The sequence below is a fragment of the Flavobacterium sp. WC2509 genome, from assembly GCF_052683105.1.
This window is the reverse complement of record NZ_JBQZFG010000001.1, coordinates 4491177-4508346: the sequence shown is the minus strand read 5'-3', so window position 1 is coordinate 4508346 and position 17170 is coordinate 4491177. Positions and strand designations below refer to the sequence as shown.

At 32.4% G+C, this 17170-nt stretch carries 18 protein-coding genes and 1 pseudogene; 13 read left to right on the top strand and 6 right to left on the bottom strand.

All coding sequences use genetic code 11. The features are described 5' to 3' along the window. Positions 1-11 precede the first annotated feature (11 nt). A complete protein-coding gene (locus ACUN3A_RS18685; protein ID WP_445552798.1) occupies positions 12-470 on the bottom strand; it encodes a type I restriction enzyme HsdR N-terminal domain-containing protein in 459 nt (152 codons plus the stop codon). An 86-nt stretch (positions 471-556) separates the two neighbouring features. On the opposite strand from ACUN3A_RS18685, the gene holA reads away from it, so the two are divergent. The 5 genes and pseudogenes from holA to ACUN3A_RS18660 all read left to right on the top strand — a co-directional run bounded on the left by holA (position 557) and on the right by ACUN3A_RS18660 (position 6978). Further along, positions 557-1561, top strand: coding sequence for a DNA polymerase III subunit delta (gene holA / locus ACUN3A_RS18680; RefSeq protein WP_445552797.1), 1005 nt, complete (start codon positions 557-559; stop codon positions 1559-1561). Between the two features lie 73 nt (positions 1562-1634). Next, a complete protein-coding gene (pulA, locus tag ACUN3A_RS18675) occupies positions 1635-3593 on the top strand; it encodes a type I pullulanase (RefSeq protein WP_445552796.1) in 1959 nt (652 codons plus the stop codon). Positions 3594-3663: 70 nt separating this feature from the next. Further along, a complete protein-coding gene (locus tag ACUN3A_RS18670; RefSeq protein WP_445552795.1) occupies positions 3664-3846 on the top strand; it encodes a CAL67264 family membrane protein in 183 nt (60 codons plus the stop codon). Between the two features lie 67 nt (positions 3847-3913). After that, a complete protein-coding gene (gene ettA / locus ACUN3A_RS18665) occupies positions 3914-5605 on the top strand; it encodes an energy-dependent translational throttle protein EttA (protein ID WP_445552794.1) in 1692 nt (563 codons plus the stop codon). Positions 5606-5709: 104 nt separating this feature from the next. Next, positions 5710-6978: pseudogene (locus tag ACUN3A_RS18660) on the top strand (IS3 family transposase). A 161-nt stretch (positions 6979-7139) separates the two neighbouring features. On the opposite strand, the gene ACUN3A_RS18655 reads toward ACUN3A_RS18660, so the two are convergent. Further along, a complete protein-coding gene (locus ACUN3A_RS18655; protein WP_445552793.1) occupies positions 7140-7553 on the bottom strand; it encodes a thiol-disulfide oxidoreductase DCC family protein in 414 nt (137 codons plus the stop codon). A gap of 267 nt (positions 7554-7820) precedes the next feature. On the opposite strand from ACUN3A_RS18655, the gene ACUN3A_RS18650 reads away from it, so the two are divergent. Continuing rightward, on the top strand, positions 7821-8051 hold the full coding sequence (locus tag ACUN3A_RS18650; protein ID WP_445552792.1) for an HTH-like domain-containing protein: 231 nt from the start codon (positions 7821-7823) through the stop codon (positions 8049-8051). A 158-nt stretch (positions 8052-8209) separates the two neighbouring features. On the opposite strand, the gene ACUN3A_RS18645 is transcribed toward ACUN3A_RS18650, so the two are convergent. Then, a complete protein-coding gene (locus tag ACUN3A_RS18645; protein ID WP_445552791.1) occupies positions 8210-8605 on the bottom strand; it encodes a glyoxalase in 396 nt (131 codons plus the stop codon). A gap of 71 nt (positions 8606-8676) precedes the next feature. Between ACUN3A_RS18645 and ACUN3A_RS18640 the strand changes: the two genes are divergently transcribed. Continuing rightward, a complete protein-coding gene (locus ACUN3A_RS18640; RefSeq protein WP_445552790.1) occupies positions 8677-9063 on the top strand; it encodes an acyl-CoA thioesterase in 387 nt (128 codons plus the stop codon). A gap of 82 nt (positions 9064-9145) precedes the next feature. On the opposite strand, the gene ACUN3A_RS18635 is transcribed toward ACUN3A_RS18640, so the two are convergent. Together ACUN3A_RS18635 and ACUN3A_RS18630 are read right to left on the bottom strand one after the other, a co-directional pair. After that, positions 9146-10414, bottom strand: coding sequence for a mechanosensitive ion channel family protein (locus ACUN3A_RS18635; protein ID WP_445552789.1), 1269 nt, complete (start codon positions 10412-10414; stop codon positions 9146-9148). A gap of 3 nt (positions 10415-10417) precedes the next feature. Continuing rightward, the gene (locus tag ACUN3A_RS18630; RefSeq protein WP_445552788.1) at positions 10418-10693 is read right to left on the bottom strand and encodes a DUF3817 domain-containing protein; all 276 of its coding nucleotides are present in this window, start codon (positions 10691-10693) and stop codon (positions 10418-10420) included. A gap of 155 nt (positions 10694-10848) precedes the next feature. Here ACUN3A_RS18630 and ACUN3A_RS18625 point away from each other — a divergent pair, with 155 nt between their 5' ends. The 6 genes from ACUN3A_RS18625 to ACUN3A_RS18600 all read left to right on the top strand — a co-directional run bounded on the left by ACUN3A_RS18625 (position 10849) and on the right by ACUN3A_RS18600 (position 16792). After that, positions 10849-11376 carry a DUF6155 family protein gene (locus ACUN3A_RS18625; protein ID WP_445552787.1) on the top strand — a complete coding sequence of 176 codons (528 nt, stop codon included), beginning with the start codon at positions 10849-10851 and terminating at the stop codon, positions 11374-11376. 107 nt (positions 11377-11483) lie between these two features. Beyond that, positions 11484-13022, top strand: a complete 1539-nt coding sequence (locus tag ACUN3A_RS18620) for a DEAD/DEAH box helicase (RefSeq protein ID WP_445552786.1) — start codon at positions 11484-11486, stop codon at positions 13020-13022. A gap of 231 nt (positions 13023-13253) precedes the next feature. Further along, positions 13254-14588, top strand: a complete 1335-nt coding sequence (locus ACUN3A_RS18615; protein WP_445552785.1) for a DEAD/DEAH box helicase — start codon at positions 13254-13256, stop codon at positions 14586-14588. Positions 14589-14649: 61 nt separating this feature from the next. Beyond that, positions 14650-15921, top strand: coding sequence for an NAD(P)/FAD-dependent oxidoreductase (locus ACUN3A_RS18610; protein ID WP_445552784.1), 1272 nt, complete (start codon positions 14650-14652; stop codon positions 15919-15921). 161 nt (positions 15922-16082) lie between these two features. After that, positions 16083-16319 carry a hypothetical protein gene (locus ACUN3A_RS18605; protein WP_445552783.1) on the top strand — a complete coding sequence of 79 codons (237 nt, stop codon included), beginning with the start codon at positions 16083-16085 and terminating at the stop codon, positions 16317-16319. 173 nt (positions 16320-16492) lie between these two features. Beyond that, positions 16493-16792, top strand: coding sequence for a hypothetical protein (locus ACUN3A_RS18600; protein WP_445552782.1), 300 nt, complete (start codon positions 16493-16495; stop codon positions 16790-16792). Here the strand turns inward: ACUN3A_RS18600 and ACUN3A_RS18595 are convergent. Then, entirely contained in the window at positions 16769-17056 is a 288-nt protein-coding gene (locus ACUN3A_RS18595) for a type II toxin-antitoxin system RelE/ParE family toxin (protein ID WP_445552781.1), read from the bottom strand. The two genes, ACUN3A_RS18600 and ACUN3A_RS18595, sit on opposite strands and share 24 nt — an antisense overlap. Positions 17057-17170: the final 114 nt, after the last annotated feature.

Here is a 17170-nt window from a genome sequence, read left to right as displayed (position 1 = left end):
TATTAGACTTCTTATAATCCAATAGTCATATTATAATTCGGAAGTTCTCTTAAAAACTCATATTTTTCATTTTCAATATCTATTTGGCAAAAGTAATGATTCAAACCATTGGTCACCATCAAAAATTGGGCTTTCATGGTCATATTATAACGGGCAATTTGGTCAAAAGTAGCTTGTGCAGTTTTAATTTCAGGTGCTTTGCATTCTACCAAAACAAAAATGGAACCATCAGGATTAAAAACAACAACATCATATCTTTTTCGCAATCCGTTGACCATTAAAACTTTTTCGACGTTGATTAATGATTTTGGATATTTTTTTTCTTCCAATAAAAAGCGAACTACGTGTTGACGAACCCATTCTTCGGGCGTGAGAATGATGAATTTTTTCCTAATTTCGTCGAAAATAGACACTTTATTTTCGCTATTTTTGAAGCGAAAAGTATAAGAAGGAAAATTAAGTTTTTGCATGAGGCGAAATTAGTTAATTTAGTTTAAAGTTTAAAGTTTCAGGTTTACAACGTGGAACTTTAAACTTTAAACCTGAAACAAAAAACATGGACGAAGTAGTAAAGATTGTAAATGATATAAAGGCAGGAAACATAAAACCCATTTATTTTTTGATGGGAGAAGAACCATATTACATTGACAAATTATCCGAATATATTGAAGCAAATATTTTATCTGAAGATGAAAAAGGTTTTAATCAAACTGTTTTATACGGAAGAGACGTAAGTATTGAGGATATTATTTCTACAGCTAAACGTTATCCAATGATGGCAGATCGTCAAGTTGTTATTGTTAAAGAAGCTCAGGAATTATCCCGAACCATTGATAAAATAGAAAGTTATGCAGAAAATCCAATGCCTTCAACTGTATTAGTATTTTGTTACAAATACAAAACATTGGATAAACGAAAAAAAGCTACCAAAGTTCTAGCCAAAAACGGTATCGTTTATGAAAGCAAAAAGTTGTATGAAAACCAAGTAGGAGATTGGATTAAGCGTGTGTTAGCTGGTAAAAAATATTCGATAGAACCTAAAGCTTCAGCAATGCTGGTTGAGTTTTTGGGAACTGATTTGAGTAAAATCAATAATGAACTCGAAAAGTTGCAGATTATATTGCCAACAGGAAGTACTATTTCGGCCAAGGATATAGAAGAAAACATTGGATTTAGTAAGGATTACAATGTGTTCGAATTGCGAAAAGCCATTGGCGAACGAAATCAATTAAAAGCATACAAAATAGCCGAAAATTTTGCTCAAAACCCGAAAGACAATCCTATCGTAATGACTACAGGTTTGGTTTTTGGCTTTTTTATTCAATTATTAAAATACCACGGACTGAAGGATAAAAATCCTAAAAATGTAGCTTCTGTACTAGGTGTTAATCCTTTTTTTCTGAAAGATTATGACGTAGCTATAAAAAACTATCCAATGAGAAAAGTAAGTCAAATCGTTGCCACTTTGCGAGATGTTGATGTAAAAAGTAAAGGTGTTGGTGCAAATAGTTTATCTCAGGCTGATTTATTAAGAGAAATGCTTTATAAAATATTCAACTAACAATTATCGTATACTGTTTGTTATGAAAAAAAGGCGTTAGTTAATTGATTTTCTTCTTACCGTAAATTTTGCTATGTCAAAACATTCAAAAATAAACACTATTCAATATGCTTCTTTTGATGTATATCCTGTTTATTTGAAAGATGATTTAGGAATAAGTTATACTTCCGATAAAACTATTGTCAAATTATGGAGTCCCAATGTTGAAGAAGTTAAAATTAATCTCTACAAAAAAGGTGACGGTGGTGAAATCGTATTTTCAGAAAACTTAGATTACGACACAAAAACAGGAGTGTGGCGAATTGTTTTAAAAGGTAATTATCATAATACTTATTATACTTTACAAGTAAAATACAACACTGGATATTGGTCGAATGAAATGCCAGATCCTTATGCAAAAGGAGTAGGTGTTAATGGAAACAGAGGTTTGATATTCGACCATAAACTTACCGATCCTCAAAATTGGAATACCGACAAACAGCCGAAAGTGAAATCTATTTCGGATATCGTACTATATGAAGCTCATGTGCGTGATTTTTCAATCGATCCGTCATCAGGTATAGAAAACAAAGGCAAATTTCTTGGATTTACAGAGAAAAATACTAAAAATTCTTATGGTGAAAGCACAGGGCTAGATCATTTACAAGAATTAGGTATTACACATTTACATTTACTTCCCATTTTCGATTATAAATCGATTGACGAAACAATTTTCGATAAAAATCAATATAACTGGGGATATGATCCTCAGAATTATAATTCTTTAGAAGGTTCGTACTCTACGAATCCTTTTGATGGCTTAGTACGTATGCAGGAATTTAAGCAAATGATTTTTGAGTTGCATAAGGCAAAAATTAGCTTGATTATGGATGTTGTTTATAATCACACTAGTTCAACTGATATTTTTGACCAATTAATTCCGGGTTATTATTACAGAAGTTGGCCTGATGGAAAACGCTCAGATGCTACTGCTTGTGGAAATGAATTTGCTTCAGAGCGAATAATGGCAAGGCAATTTATGATTGAATCCCTTAAATATTGGGTAAAAGAATATCATGTTGATGGGTTTCGATTTGATTTAATGGCTGTGCATGATATTGAAACCATGAATATTATTTCGGCTGTATTAAAGAAAATAAATCCTAGTATTTTTCTTTATGGAGAAGGATGGACGGCGGGAGATTCTCCTTTATCTATTGAAAAAAGAGCTTTAAAAAATAATAGTAAGAAATTAAAAAATATTGCAGTTTTCTCTGATGATATTAGAGATGGTGTAAAAGGACATTGTTTTAATATAAATGAAAAAGGTTTTGTAAGTGGAAATTCAAATTATAAAGAAGTAATTGAATTTGGAATTGTAGCTTCTACGAATCATACTCAAATAAAATATGACTCTAAACGGGGTTATGCCCAATTTCCTTATTCGGATAGTCCAACAAAAGTTATAGGTTATGTTTCCTGTCACGATAATCATACTTTGTACGATAAGCTAAAAATTGCCAATCCCAAAGCAACTGAAAAGGAGTTAATGAAAATGGATAAACTGGCAAATACCATCATTTTAACCTCACAAAGCATTCCTTTTTTGCACATGGGAGTTGAAATGAAGCGCACTAAAATGGGAGTAGAGAACTCTTATAAATCGCCAGATAGTATTAATAAAATAGATTGGAACTGGAAACACGAGAATAAAGAGTTGTTTCAATATTACAAAGATTTGATTGCGTTAAGAAATAACCATCCCGCTTTCAAAACGACCTCCGAAAAGATGATTCAAAAGCATTTGGAATTTTTGTCATTAGATTCACCTTTATTGATTGGATATACTTTGAAAAATTATGCAAATGGAGATTCTTGGAAAAATATCAGAGTTTATTTTAATGGCGATGAAAAAGATACAAAACTAACTATCGAAGGGAATTGGAAAATGATTTGCAATGGTGAAATTATCAACCCAAATGGAATAATAAACGTTCAAGATCAAATTATTACAATTCCAGGCAGAAGTGCAATAATTTTGTATCAGGATTAACTATTTTAATTGAAAAATGTAGCAAAAAATCCCGATATTTGCACCTTTAAAAAAAATAAATACAGCGATCATGGGGATGAATAAAAACACTATTTTAGCATGGGCTACATTTATAATGATTATTATGGGGTTGTTGCTCATAGGATTAGGTTTTTTTAAATACAGAGACGTTTCTGGCTGGGGTTTTGCCGCAGTTGGAATTGGATTTTTTGCCATTGGTTGGGTATTTAATGCTTTGAAAGGAAGAGTATAAAAGAATAAATAACAATGACGACTTCAATGTCATTGATGAAATAATAAATAAAAATTAATAAAAAATTATGTCAGACGATAAGAAAGTAATATTCTCAATGCAGAAATTGAGTAAAACCTATCAAGGAGCAGATAAACCTGTTCTTAAAAATATCTATTTGAGTTTCTTTTACGGAGCTAAAATTGGTATCCTAGGTTTAAATGGTTCAGGTAAATCTTCCCTTTTAAAGATTATTGCTGGAGTTGATAAAAACTACCAAGGAGATGTAGTTTTTCAACCAGGTTATACGGTAGGTTATTTAGAACAAGAGCCTATTTTAGATGATTCTAAAACTGTTTTAGAAATTGTTCAAGAAGGTGCTGCAGAAACGATGGCTGTTTTGGCAGAATACAATCAAATCAACGATTTATTTGGTCTTGAAGAGAACTATTCTGATCCAGATAAAATGGACAAGTTAATGGATCGTCAAGCAGCTTTACAAGACAAAATAGATGCTCTTGGAGCTTGGGAAATTGATACCAAACTAGAAATAGCTATGGATGCTTTGCGTACTCCAGATGGTGATACGCCAATCAAAAACCTTTCAGGAGGAGAGCGTCGCCGTGTAGCTTTATGTCGTTTGTTGTTGCAACAGCCAGATGTATTGCTTTTGGATGAGCCTACCAACCACTTGGATGCGGAGTCTGTTCTTTGGTTAGAGCAACATTTAGCACAATATGCAGGAACTGTTATTGCGGTAACGCACGATAGATATTTCTTAGATAATGTTGCAGGCTGGATTTTGGAATTGGATAGAGGAGAAGGCATTCCTTGGAAAGGGAATTATTCTTCTTGGTTAGATCAAAAATCAAGCAGAATGGCATTGGAAGAAAAAGTAGCTTCTAAACGCCGTAAGAATTTAGAGCGTGAGCTGGACTGGGTTCGTCAAGGTGCAAAAGGCCGTCAAACGAAACAAAAAGCACGTTTACAGAACTACGATAAATTATTGAACGAAGACCAAAAACAATTGGACGAAAACTTGGAAATCTATATTCCAAATGGTCCGCGTTTAGGAACTAATGTTATCGAAGCCAAGAATGTAGCCAAAGCTTTTGGAGACAAATTATTGTATGACAATTTGAATTTCACTTTACCACAAGCGGGAATTGTTGGAATTATCGGGCCAAACGGTGCGGGTAAATCGACTATTTTCAGAATGATTATGGGCGAGCAAGAAACCGATAGTGGAGAATTCTCTGTTGGTGAAACTGTAAAAATCGCTTATGTAGATCAGTCTCACTCTAATATTGATCCAAATAAATCAATCTGGGAAAACTTTGCCGATGGTCAGGAATTGATTATGATGGGTGGAAAACAAGTGAATTCAAGAGCTTATTTATCTCGTTTCAATTTTGGAGGAGGGGAACAAAACAAAAAAGTCTCAGCACTTTCAGGTGGAGAACGTAACCGTTTGCACTTAGCAATGACTTTGAAAGAAGAAGGAAACGTATTGTTGCTGGATGAGCCAACGAATGATTTGGACGTAAACACACTTCGTGCACTTGAGGAAGGTTTAGAGAATTTCGCAGGCTGTGCCGTTGTAATTTCGCACGACAGATGGTTCTTAGACAGAATTTGTACACACATTTTGGCTTTCGAAGGTGATTCTGAAGTGTATTATTTCGAAGGTGGTTTCTCTGAATATGAAGAAAACAAAAAGAAACGCTTAGGTGGTGATTTAACTCCAAAACGTTTGAAATACAGAAAATTGATTAGATAATAATTGATTTATAATAAACAGAAAGCCTCAAATTCTATAGTGATTTGAGGCTTTTTTTTATGTTTGTCTCGTCCTGAAAAAAGTTGACTATAATTACCTTAATTATGTCAACAGAAAGAAAAGAATTCAAAAAGCCGTTAGCTCCACAAACTTTCGGAGAGCTATTCAAAAAGCAAGTAGTAAAAGAATTTGAACAGGGATTATTTACAAAAGCGGAACTTCGCAGGCGCTATAATATTCGTGGTAACAGCTGTATACCCCGTTGGTTAAAAAAATATGGTAAATTTACCTATCAAGATAAACTAACCATTGGCCGTCCTATGAAAGATCCTCAATCTCAGCGCATCAAAGAACTTGAAGCACAATTAGCCAAGAAAGAACAAGAATTGTTGGTTTTTAAAAAGTTTATAGAAATAGCCGAACGAGAGCTAAAAGTTGAGATTGTAAAAAAGTCTGGTTCCAAGCAGTCCAAGAAATAAATCATATTTACAGGATTAGTCCTCAGGGAATATGTCGATTGTTTGGGTATAGCAAACAAGCTTATTATAAACGAAAAACACATCTGTTAAAATCAGGTTTAGACAAAGAGTGCCTAAACTCTTTAGTGATGTCAGTGCGTCAAAAACTGCCCAAAACGGGAGGTAAAAAACTATATTTTATGTTGAAAGATGATTTTAAGAAACATCAAATAAAGATAGGCAGAGATAAATTATTTGATTTTTTACGAGATGAATATTTATTAGTTCCGAAAGTTCGAAGATATTACAAGACAACCAATTCAAGACATTGGATGCGTAAATATCCAAACTTAATTAAAGAGATAGAAATCAAAAGGCCTGAGCAAATTTGGGTAGCTGATATTACTTACCTTAGAACTAAAGATAAAACACATTATTTACATCTGATAACAGATGCCTATTCGAAGAAAATTGTGGGCTATAAATTATCGGATAATTTAATGGCAGCTTCTACATTAGAAGCTTTAAAAATGGCTGTTATTAATAGAAAATACAGTAACAATCTTATACATCATTCAGACAGAGGCTTGCAGTATTGTAGCAAAGAATATACCGAATGTTTATCCAGAAACAACATTCGGATAAGCATGACGCAAAGTTATGATCCCTATGAAAATGCAATTGCAGAAAGGGTAAATGGAATTTTAAAAAGAAGAGTTTGGATTATTTGAAATTTTTGAGAATGTTGAAAACTTAAAAAAGCAAGTCGAAGAATCTATTCTGTTTTACAATCAAATTAGAGTCCATTTGTCTATAAATATGCTTACTCCTAATCAAGCGCATTCTCAAAATAATATTAAACTAAAACGATGGAAAAAAATAAATCGGAACAGAAGTAATTCTGTCCCGATTTAACTAATTTTATAATATTAATCGAGTCAACCTTTTTCAGGACAACTCAGTTTTTAGGAGCTATTTCCTGCTGTCCACTATATCTTTTTCTTTTTAAAGGAAAAAGAAAAAGGATGCCGTTTCCATCAGGGCTAGGGCATTCGTTTTCAATAGGAAATTTGGTTTTACAAAAACTTAGTTTTCAATTCCGGAGTTGGAATCATACAACTTTCCTTTTTGCCATACCATTTGTAACGATTTTTGGCAATGTAATCATAAAGCTGATTTCTGATTGCAGTTGGAATGATTCTGAAAACAGTTCCAAAATGTAAAAATCCGCCCAAACTTCGTGCAATTTGAATCGCTGCCGACGATTTGTAATAATATGCCACTCCGGGTTCGTAAAGAATAATGCTGTCAATGTTCTTTGGGTTAATCCCAATATGTTTTAGAATTTCCTGCCCCAATTCCGATTGCAAAGCCACAAATCGAAACACGTCTTTCGTATCGTGCTGAATAACAAATTGTACGGCTGTGTTGCAAAGGTTACAAACGCCGTCAAAGAGGATTATTTTTTTGTTTAGAGGAAAATCAAACATATTTATATTTTCTGAGAATCTTTGTAAAGATCCAAAAACTTTGACAAAATTATAGCTCTGTAATTTATATTTAATTTTTTTAGTTCATTTAATGGCTTGCCTACGTTATCCTATATTATGCTTATTACTATTAAATTAAAGTTTGCAGAATTAATTTTGAAATTAAACTTTTTTTTGAAAAGATTAACGTTGTAATGTATTTGTTTTTAGGTGTTTGGCATAGATGTTGGTAAATAAAAAGTATCAATAAATAAAGAACATAAAATCATGACTATAGCAGAATTAGGAACAATATTAAACGATGTGTATAATAATGCCCAAATGGAAGATGCGGCGTTAATGATACGTTTATTTGGAATAAAATATGCAGCTGAAATCAAAAAAGAGGATTACTCTAGTGAGGAGATTATAAAAGCTTCAGGGATTTCAGAAATATATCTTAATGAGTTGTCAAAAGGAGTGAAATTGTCTGAATATGTTCACTCTAAACAATTGTAGTTGGATTACTTATTATTATAAGTATTCAGCCTGCAGTAAATTAACTCAAAATTTAATGCAGGCTGAATACTTTGTAAACTGATTGATCTGAAAAAATAAAAACTGGTTTACTTTATTTAAATTTAAAAGCTTATTTTGTTTCCTAATTTTCTTGAATTTTATTCTACTTCAAACAATTGAACTTGACTTTTTAATCTGTCAATCAATAAATTCATCATTCTTTTGTTAAGACTTGAAGAATTTTTGATGTAAAGCGCATATTCATCTGTTGTAAATAATGCGATAATCATTCCTTTTAAGGCATTTCTAAATTTAATGTCTTTTTGAATCGCATTTTCAATAATACTCAACTTATTTTCAACCGTTCTGGTATAAAAATCTCTTTTGTATTTACTGATGTAATTGATAAAAGAAGCGATAAACAAATCGTTCTGTAATTGCAAAATAGGCCTAAGCACTTCATTTTGAAACAGCTCATCAGATAATGACTGAATGTTTGTTTCTCCTAATGATTCTCCACGAATTTCTTTGATTATTTTATCTCTCTGGTTCATCTTATTTTTTCTTAAAAATATAAAATTTACAGTTAGCAATGTATTATTTTAGCAATATAAAATAAAAAATTATGAGATTTCATACTAGAAAATGGGTAAAACCTGAAGACTTAAACCCAAACGGCTCCTTATTTGGAGGTAAATTATTAGCTTGGTTAGACGAAGAATTGGCTTTATATTCAATTATACAATTAGAAAATCCCAGAATCGTTACAAAACATATGTCTGAAATCAATTTCAGAAGCTCTGCAAGACAAGGTGACATCATCGAAATTGGTATTGATGTTGTAAAATTTGGGCGTTCTTCATTGGAGTTAAAATGTGAAGCTAGAAATATGATGACCCGCGAAACCATAATCACTATAGACAGCACCATAATGGTAAATTTAGGCGAAGATGGAAAACCAAAAGCACATGGAAAAACAGAGATCGAATATGTAAAAGACAGAATAGGTTAGCAGGAAGTTTCTAAGATTCTAAGTTGCTAAGAATATGTTTAGAAAAAAGAATCACTAAATCTTTTGAATTTAGTGATTTTTTTTAATCCTTCTTAATAGACTTTGCTTCATTTTCTGACGGCATTACAAAAATTTCCAAATCAAAATAAGGAACAGAAGCAATAATATGATCGAATATATCAGACATGATGTATTCATAATTTTCAAAGCGCTTGTCTTTAGAAAAAGCATATACTTCAAGGGGAACGCCATAAGGTGTTGGTTGTAATTGTCTGCAAAGTGTTGTCATATCCTTATTCAAACTTGGATTCTGACTAAGATATTGACTAATATATTTACGAAACAATCCAAAATTAGTTAAGTTTCGTCCATTTATAGCCAAACTTTTATCAATTTTATGGCTAGAATTGTAATTATCAATTTCAATCTTTCGAGTATCAATATAAGTACTCAAAAGTTCTATTCTTTTTAAATCGTTAAGTTCTTCCTCTTCAAGAAAACGAATACTACTTGCTTTGATTATAATGTGTCTTTTTATCCGTCTTCCATCAGAATTAAGCATTCCTCTCCAGTTTTGAAAAGAATCCGAACTCAAGCTATACGTCGGAATTGTAGTTGTCGTATTATCAAAATTTCGAACTTTTACGGTAGCCAAATTAATTTCTATCACATCACCATCGGCTCCATAACGATCCATAGTAATCCAATCACCAATACGAACCATATCGTTTATAGCTACTTGAACACTGGCTACAAATCCTAAAATTGTATCTCTAAAAACTAAGATAATAACCGCTGAAACAGCCCCTAAAAGAGTTAATAATTCCTTTTGATCAATATCAAATAATTTTGAAATTATAAACGTAATACCCATCATCCAAAGCACAATCATAATAACCTGAATGAAGCTATCGATGGGTTTATCACTGTATCTTGGAATTAATTTTAAATAATCCCTAATGGTATTAAAAATAGTTCGGATTATCCATAAGATCATCAAAACCAAATAAACCCGTACTATTTGTCCAAAGATATTTTCCCAATATTCGAACTTATCTAAAATTACAGGAACCGAATGAACAACAAAAATTAACGGAAATAAATACGAAATATAAGTTGCCGTTTTATTCGCAACTAGCAAGTCATCAAATCTCGTTTTTGTTTTTTGAGAAACAATAGTCAATACCGTTACCAATACAAATCGAAAAATAATAAATAATCCATAGACTATAACGCAAAGCAAAATGATGTTGAAAAACAAACTCACGTAAGTTGACAAACTTCTGCTCAGTCCCCAACTTCTAAAAATAGGGTAGAGAAAATTAAAAAGAGAATGGATTATTTTAATCATTTTCTACAAGTATTTCTTTTCGATATAAAAAGTTCCGAATGGCAATAACGAAGCAATCAATATGATACCAAATGTTTTTAAGTCCCATTTACAAGCATTTTTCAATAAAAAGGCTAAAAGAATATAACCTACAAACAATACTCCATGACTCATCCCAATTGGGTATAAAAGCGTTTTGTAAAGGGGAAAATTTGTCGGTTTAATAAAAAGCATATTTGAAAATAAAACCAAATATGAGATTCCTTCCAAAATCGCAGTAACTTTAAAGATTTTAAGCATGTGAAAAATTTAAATAATAATGAATTAAAACAAAAATGTAAGTACTAAAATAATAACTTACATAACTAAATATAGAAAACAAAATTAAGTAATAACATCGGTAATTGTGTTATTGCTAAATAAAGAAATTACTTTTGTCTTTATAAACTTCTACAATGAGCAAGCGCGATTTAAAAAAATATTTAAATGAACTCAATAAAGAACAACTCGAAGAGCAAATTATCGAATTGTATGAAAAGTTCAGTCCAGTAAAAGTATTCTACGATTTTGTATTTAATCCAAAAGAAGAAACGTTGTTACAGGAATGTAAACTCAAAATTTCTCATGAGTATTTTCCACTACAGACAAGAAGCAAAAGAAAAAAACCTAAAATTAGGCGTTCGGTGGCTCAAAAATATATCAAACACTTTATGCTTTTGGGCGTAGACCCATTCGTTATTGTCGATGTTATGCTTTATAACATCGAAATTGCTCAAACTTTTGCTTCCGAAAACACAATTAACCAAGAATTATTCTACAAAAGCATGCATAATTCTTTTGATCAGGCAATAAAATATATTATTTCAAACGGAATTATCAGTGAATTTAAAACCCGAATATTTTCCATAGTTGAAGAAGTTAAAGAACAAAAATGGAAGAATATTACTGATTTCAAAGCAAGTATAGAAATTCTACATGACTAAAAGTCCGATTAAAATTCATATTATTTAATACCAAAATATAATTTTAAAAAAAATTAGACGAATAACTGTTTTTTAGGTGTATTTTTGCAAAAATCGAAAAATACAAAATGCATCAAGAAAGTTTAGAAATTGAAATTGAAACCCGAAAAGAACTTTACGCTTACCAGCAAGGAGATATTGACGCCATATTTGAGCGTATAGACAATGCTCCTGCTCAGCATCATTTATTGTACCAACTGCCTACAGGTGGAGGAAAAACAGTGATTTTCTCTGAAATTGTACGTCGTTATTTGTCACAACACAACAAAAAAGTAGTGGTACTAACGCATCGTATCGAGTTGTGTAAGCAAACTTCTAAAATGTTGAAAGGTTTTGATGTAAAAAACAAAATCATCAACAGTAAAGTAAAAGAACTTCCAGACCAAAATGAGTATTCTTGCTTTGTGGCCATGGTCGAAACTTTGAAAAATCGTATCAATGACGAAAAACTGCATTTAGATAATATTGGTTTAGTAATTATCGATGAGGCGCATTACAATTCGTTTAGAAAATTATTAAAATCATTCAAAAACGCATTCATACTTGGAGTTACAGCAACTCCATTGAGTTCAAATATAAAATTACCAATGCATCAAAGCTATGATGAATTAATCGTGGGAGACACCATTAATTCATTGATAGAAAACGGCTTTTTGGCAAAAGCGGTAACTTACAGCTACGATGTTGGGTTAACCTCTCTAAAAGTAGGTATCAACGGAGATTACACTGTAAAATCTTCTGATGATTTATATACGAACATGGCTATGCAGGAAAAATTACTGCATGCTTACACTGAAAAATCTTTAGGTAAAAAAACCTTGATTTTTAACAACGGTATCAATACCTCTTTATATGTTTATGAAACATTTAGAGAAGCAGGATACGGCATTCGACACCTTGATAATACAAGTAGTGCCGAAGAACGAAAAGAGATTCTACACTGGTTTAAACATACACCAGATGCGATTCTAACTTCAGTGGGAATCCTTACAACTGGTTTTGATGAGCCAACTGTTGAAACTATTATTTTGAACAGAGCAACCAAATCTTTGACATTATATTTCCAAATGATTGGTCGTGGTTCTAGAAAATTGCCTGGTAAAGACGAATTTGCAGTTATCGATTTAGGAAATAATGCGGCTCGTTTTGGACTTTGGAGTGATCCTGTAAACTGGCAGCACATTTTTAAATCTCCTGAGTTTTACCTCGAAAATTTAAGAGATGATAGTGAAATTGAAGTGCATTTCAAATATACTATGCCTCCAGAATTGCGTGCCAGATTTAGCAAAACTGCCGATGTAAGTTTTGATGTAGATGAAGAACACAAACTCGCTATAGCTCAGAACTTAAGATCTAAAGTAGTTCTGGAAAAATCAATAGATCAACACGCAGCAATGTGTGTAGATAATACCGAAGAATTGAATGAAGCCAAAGCGCTTTCAAAAGAATTGGAAGCCGATATCGAATATCGTGTAAAACGCTTTTCAAAATGCCTTAGCCAGTGCAGTAAAAATTACAGAGAATGGTTAATGGAAGATTACAAACTAAAAATGACTTTATTAATCGGGAAAAAATATCGTGAGAAAATCATGAACGAAGCCGATTAAAAAAGTATTCAGTATTCAGTTATAAGTATACAGTCAAAGAGGCGCAAGTTTGTGAAAATACACAGCAATGCGTCTCTTTATCGTAAACATAATAATAATTTTCAGGAGCTAATCCCGCTATCCGTTTCAATCTTTTGTGCCGAACCCCGGCACAAAAGGATTTCCACTGCTATCGGGACTAAAAAAACATTCTGCTATTCAAAAGCATTTTACAATTAAAAAACAAAAAGCATGTCAACACAATTCTCAGATTTAGGAGTTTCAAAAGGAATACTAAAAGCGATTACCGAAATGGGAATTGTTATACCAACCGAAATTCAGCAAAAAACCATTCCGCTATTGTTAGCAAACACAACGGATATCGTGGGACTTGCCAAAACAGGAACGGGAAAAACCGCTGCTTTTGGATTACCATTATTGCAATTAATAGACACGAATGTTACTGCTGTACAAGCCGTAATCCTAGTACCTACAAGAGAATTGGGACAACAGATTTTTACCAATTTAGAAAGCTACGCCAAATATTCCCCTGAAGTTTCAATAGCAGCCGTTTGTGGAGGAATCCCAATCAAACCACAGATTGAACGATTAAAAACACCAGCACATATTGTTGTGGCAACTCCGGGTCGTTTGATCGATTTGTTACAACGCAAAGCCATAAGCCTAAAAGAAACCAAATTTCTAGTTCTCGATGAAGCCGACGAAATGGTATCTATCCTTAAAGAAGCTTTGGACGAAATCATAACCGAATTACCCAAAACATACAGAACCTTTTTGTTTTCGGCCACAATGCCTGGAACAATTAAGCAGTTAATCCAGAATTACTTAAATAAAAATGTGGTTCAGGTAAGCGCCAGCATGGAAACTGTAGGTAATCAAGGAATTGACCATAACTATATTGTGGTAGATCCTATAGAAAAACTGGATGTTTTAATGCATTTCCTAAATTCAAAAGAAGGAGAACGCGGTATTATTTTCTGTAAAACCAAAGCAGCTGTTAACAAACTGGCCAAAAATCTGGCAATCAATAGATTCTCTTCAGGAGCTTTGCACGGAAGTCTTTCTCAAGGAATCCGTGACCGAATTATGGAGCAATTCCGTGAGGGACACATCAATATTTTGGTGGCTACCGATTTGGCAGCGAGAGGAATTGACGTAAAAGAAATTTCTTATGTTGTCAATTATCATTTGCCGGATGTCTACGAAGTGTACGTTCACCGTAGCGGAAGAACGGCTAGAGCAGGAGCCAAAGGGCTTTCTTTAACCGTTTTACAACCCGAAGAAGAAGTAGAAATTGCTGATTTTGAAAGAGAATTAGGAATCCAGTTTTCTAAATACAAAAAACCAACAGTAGCAAGTATTGAAGAGAATAACACGCTTTTATGGGCGAAGCAAATCTTCAAAACCAAGCCAAATCACGATGTTGATGCCGAATTAAAAACAAAAATTAAAACCATTTTTCATCATTTAACCAAAGACGAATTGATAGAAAAATTGCTAGCAAATTACCTTTTGCAAAACAAAACTGAAATAGCAGAAAAGCCTGTTAAAAAATTCAAAAACTAGGGTTTTGCTGCTAATTTATATCGTACTTTTATAAATATAACCTTTTTTATAAAAGTACGATATGCAAATAGTAATCATAGGCGGAGGTTTTGCTGGAATTAATTTAGCCAAAGAACTCGCCAACCACAAAGGAATTGAAGTAACCCTTGTTGACAAAAACAATTATAATTTCTTTCCGCCACTCATTTATCAGGTTGCTACAGCCTTTTTAGAACCTTCAAGTATCAGTTATCCATTTCGAAAATTTTTTGCAGGCAAAAAAAATCTGCAGTTTCGTTTGGGCGAATTACAAAAAGTAATTCCTTCTGAAAACAAAATTATCCTCAATAACGGAGAATTGCATTATGACCACCTAGTTTTTGCAACGGGAGCTGAAACCAGTTATTTTGGAATGGAAAATGTCAAGAAAAATGCCATTCCGATGAAAACGCTCAATGATGCCATTGAAATGCGCAATGCACTATTAAAAAATCTGGAAAAAGCTGCTATCTGCAAAGACATTCGAGAACGCCGAAAATTATTGACTATTGTAGTTGTCGGTGGAGGTCCTACAGGAGTTGAAGTTTCGGGAATGTTTGCCGAAATGCGAAAAAATATTCTACTCAAAGAATATCCAGAACTCGAAACCTCTGCCAGTAATATTTATTTGGTCGATGGGGGAGATGCCTTGCTATCGCCTATGAGCACAGCATCGCAAGCAGATACACTCGAAGCAGTAACCCAACTCGGAGTCATAGTCAAACTAAACACCCGAGTGATAGACTATAAAGACGACACCGTTTTCTTCGCCGATGGAAAAACTATACAAACTAAAAATCTAATTTGGGCAGCAGGAGTTTCAGCCAGAGAATTTGAAGGAATTCCAGCAGAAAGTTACGGTCGTGGCAAACGAATGGCAACTGATGCATTCAACAAAGTAAACGCTACCAATAATATTTACGCTATTGGTGACACCTGCATCCAAATCAACGATTCTGCTTTCCCGGGAGGTCATCCGCAAGTAGCACAAGTTGCCATTCAGCAAGGTGTAAATCTGGCAGAAAACTTCAAACAAATGGTTCAAAACAAACCATTAAAACCCTTTAAATACAAAGACAAAGGCTCAATGGCTATTATTGGAAAAAACAAAGCCGTTGTCGATTTGCCCAAACCCCAAATGCATTTCAAAGGCTTTTTGGCTTGGATGATTTGGTTATTCGTTCACCTAATGTCATTGATAACGTATCGCAATAGATTGAACACTTTTTATCATTGGATGATTGCTTATTTATCCAAAGACCAATCGTTACGAATGATTATCAGACCAGAGAAGAGAACGAAAATCGATGCATAGTTCCAAATAGTTTTACATTCAGTATGTAATTCCTGGTTAAAAACTATATATTTGAAAATTACAAAGTAAGACAAACCTTCGTATAACATCTTAATTTGGGTGGCTTTGCGAAGGTTTGTTTTGTATATATAAAAATTGACATTCATTTTAAAAATCTAACGATGAAAAATAAATTTTTAAAATTAGATAATCCTTGTAGCGAAAAATGGAAAGATATGAAACCCAAAGACAAAGGAAACTATTGCGATTTGTGTTCTAAAAAAGTAATAGACTTTACAAATAATCTTGAAAATAAAGATTATCTGTATTTTGAGCCAAAGTTTGCTATTGCTATCTATGGAAGTAAAGCAAAAGACGGCCTCTATATTTTAACTGACAAAAAATTAAAAACGAAATGACAACAATTGTTTTGAGCTAGCAGGAATTTAATGGAATTATCGTTTTGCATAAATCACTGCAAACCTGATAGCGTATTCTATGATAAAAACAAGTGAAAAATTATTAACTCGTATTTTAATTATAAAATAATAACACTATATTTGTTATTATTTTATAATTAAAATATCATATTATGATAGAAATAGTTGAAAATTACGAAAACTACGTAAACAGTTTGCCTGAATTAATTAGCAACTCCTATTACAAGGCAGAGTTTTTTATGCAAAAATTAGGATTGAAACATGCAACTTATTATAGAAAATTGAGATTAAAAAATTTTACACCAAGTGAAGTAAAAATGATAACAGGCTTGTTATATCCCGAGGAATTATTGCTACAAGAATTTCAAAAAAGTGAAGAGGATATAAAAGCAGGGAAAATTGTTAATTATGAAGATTTCAAAGAAAAATTAAGAGCTAAGTACAATCTCTAAATCCAAAGGATTTCTTTTATTATTCCAAAATAAAACGATATAAATAAGTTCTATATCTATTCTGTAAAAAAGATAAACTTGTTCTGATACTAAAAACTTCCTATAGGGAGTTTTTTTATGCCCAGAACCTATATTATTGTTTTTTTCAATCATATCTAAAATTAAAATAGTTTCTGCTGCAAATAATGATGCTTTAACTTCTGAGTATTTACTGATTATCTCAATATATGATCGTTCAGCATTTTCTGTAAGTACTATTTTCATTTACTATTAACTTTCAGACAAATATAAAGAACTTTATCTTCAAACAATTAAGTTTAATTTTAAAAATAACCAAAAACTTACTTTTAAAATAAAAAAAGTAAGTTTTAATTTAAG

Bases quoted from the DNA above. Each gene is read 5' to 3' on its own strand.
- ACUN3A_RS18625 (WP_445552787.1), top strand. From the start codon at position 10,849: ATGAGCAAGCGCGATTTAAAAAAATATTTAAATGAACTCAATAAAGAA.
- ACUN3A_RS18620 (WP_445552786.1), top strand. From the start codon at position 11,484: ATGCATCAAGAAAGTTTAGAAATTGAAATTGAAACCCGAAAAGAACTT.
- ACUN3A_RS18615 (WP_445552785.1), top strand. From the start codon at position 13,254: ATGTCAACACAATTCTCAGATTTAGGAGTTTCAAAAGGAATACTAAAA.
- ACUN3A_RS18650 (WP_445552792.1), top strand. From the start codon at position 7,821: ATGACTATAGCAGAATTAGGAACAATATTAAACGATGTGTATAATAAT.
- ACUN3A_RS18605 (WP_445552783.1), top strand. From the start codon at position 16,083: ATGAAAAATAAATTTTTAAAATTAGATAATCCTTGTAGCGAAAAATGG.
- ettA (WP_445552794.1), top strand. From the start codon at position 3,914: ATGTCAGACGATAAGAAAGTAATATTCTCAATGCAGAAATTGAGTAAA.
- ACUN3A_RS18655 (WP_445552793.1), bottom strand. From the start codon at position 7,553: ATGTTTGATTTTCCTCTAAACAAAAAAATAATCCTCTTTGACGGCGTT.
- ACUN3A_RS18600 (WP_445552782.1), top strand. From the start codon at position 16,493: ATGATAGAAATAGTTGAAAATTACGAAAACTACGTAAACAGTTTGCCT.
- holA (WP_445552797.1), top strand. From the start codon at position 557: ATGGACGAAGTAGTAAAGATTGTAAATGATATAAAGGCAGGAAACATA.
- ACUN3A_RS18610 (WP_445552784.1), top strand. From the start codon at position 14,650: ATGCAAATAGTAATCATAGGCGGAGGTTTTGCTGGAATTAATTTAGCC.
- ACUN3A_RS18645 (WP_445552791.1), bottom strand. From the start codon at position 8,605: ATGAACCAGAGAGATAAAATAATCAAAGAAATTCGTGGAGAATCATTA.
- ACUN3A_RS18630 (WP_445552788.1), bottom strand. From the start codon at position 10,693: ATGCTTAAAATCTTTAAAGTTACTGCGATTTTGGAAGGAATCTCATAT.
- pulA (WP_445552796.1), top strand. From the start codon at position 1,635: ATGTCAAAACATTCAAAAATAAACACTATTCAATATGCTTCTTTTGAT.
- ACUN3A_RS18670 (WP_445552795.1), top strand. From the start codon at position 3,664: ATGGGGATGAATAAAAACACTATTTTAGCATGGGCTACATTTATAATG.
- ACUN3A_RS18595 (WP_445552781.1), bottom strand. From the start codon at position 17,056: ATGAAAATAGTACTTACAGAAAATGCTGAACGATCATATATTGAGATA.
- ACUN3A_RS18635 (WP_445552789.1), bottom strand. From the start codon at position 10,414: ATGATTAAAATAATCCATTCTCTTTTTAATTTTCTCTACCCTATTTTT.
- ACUN3A_RS18685 (WP_445552798.1), bottom strand. From the start codon at position 470: ATGCAAAAACTTAATTTTCCTTCTTATACTTTTCGCTTCAAAAATAGC.
- ACUN3A_RS18640 (WP_445552790.1), top strand. From the start codon at position 8,677: ATGAGATTTCATACTAGAAAATGGGTAAAACCTGAAGACTTAAACCCA.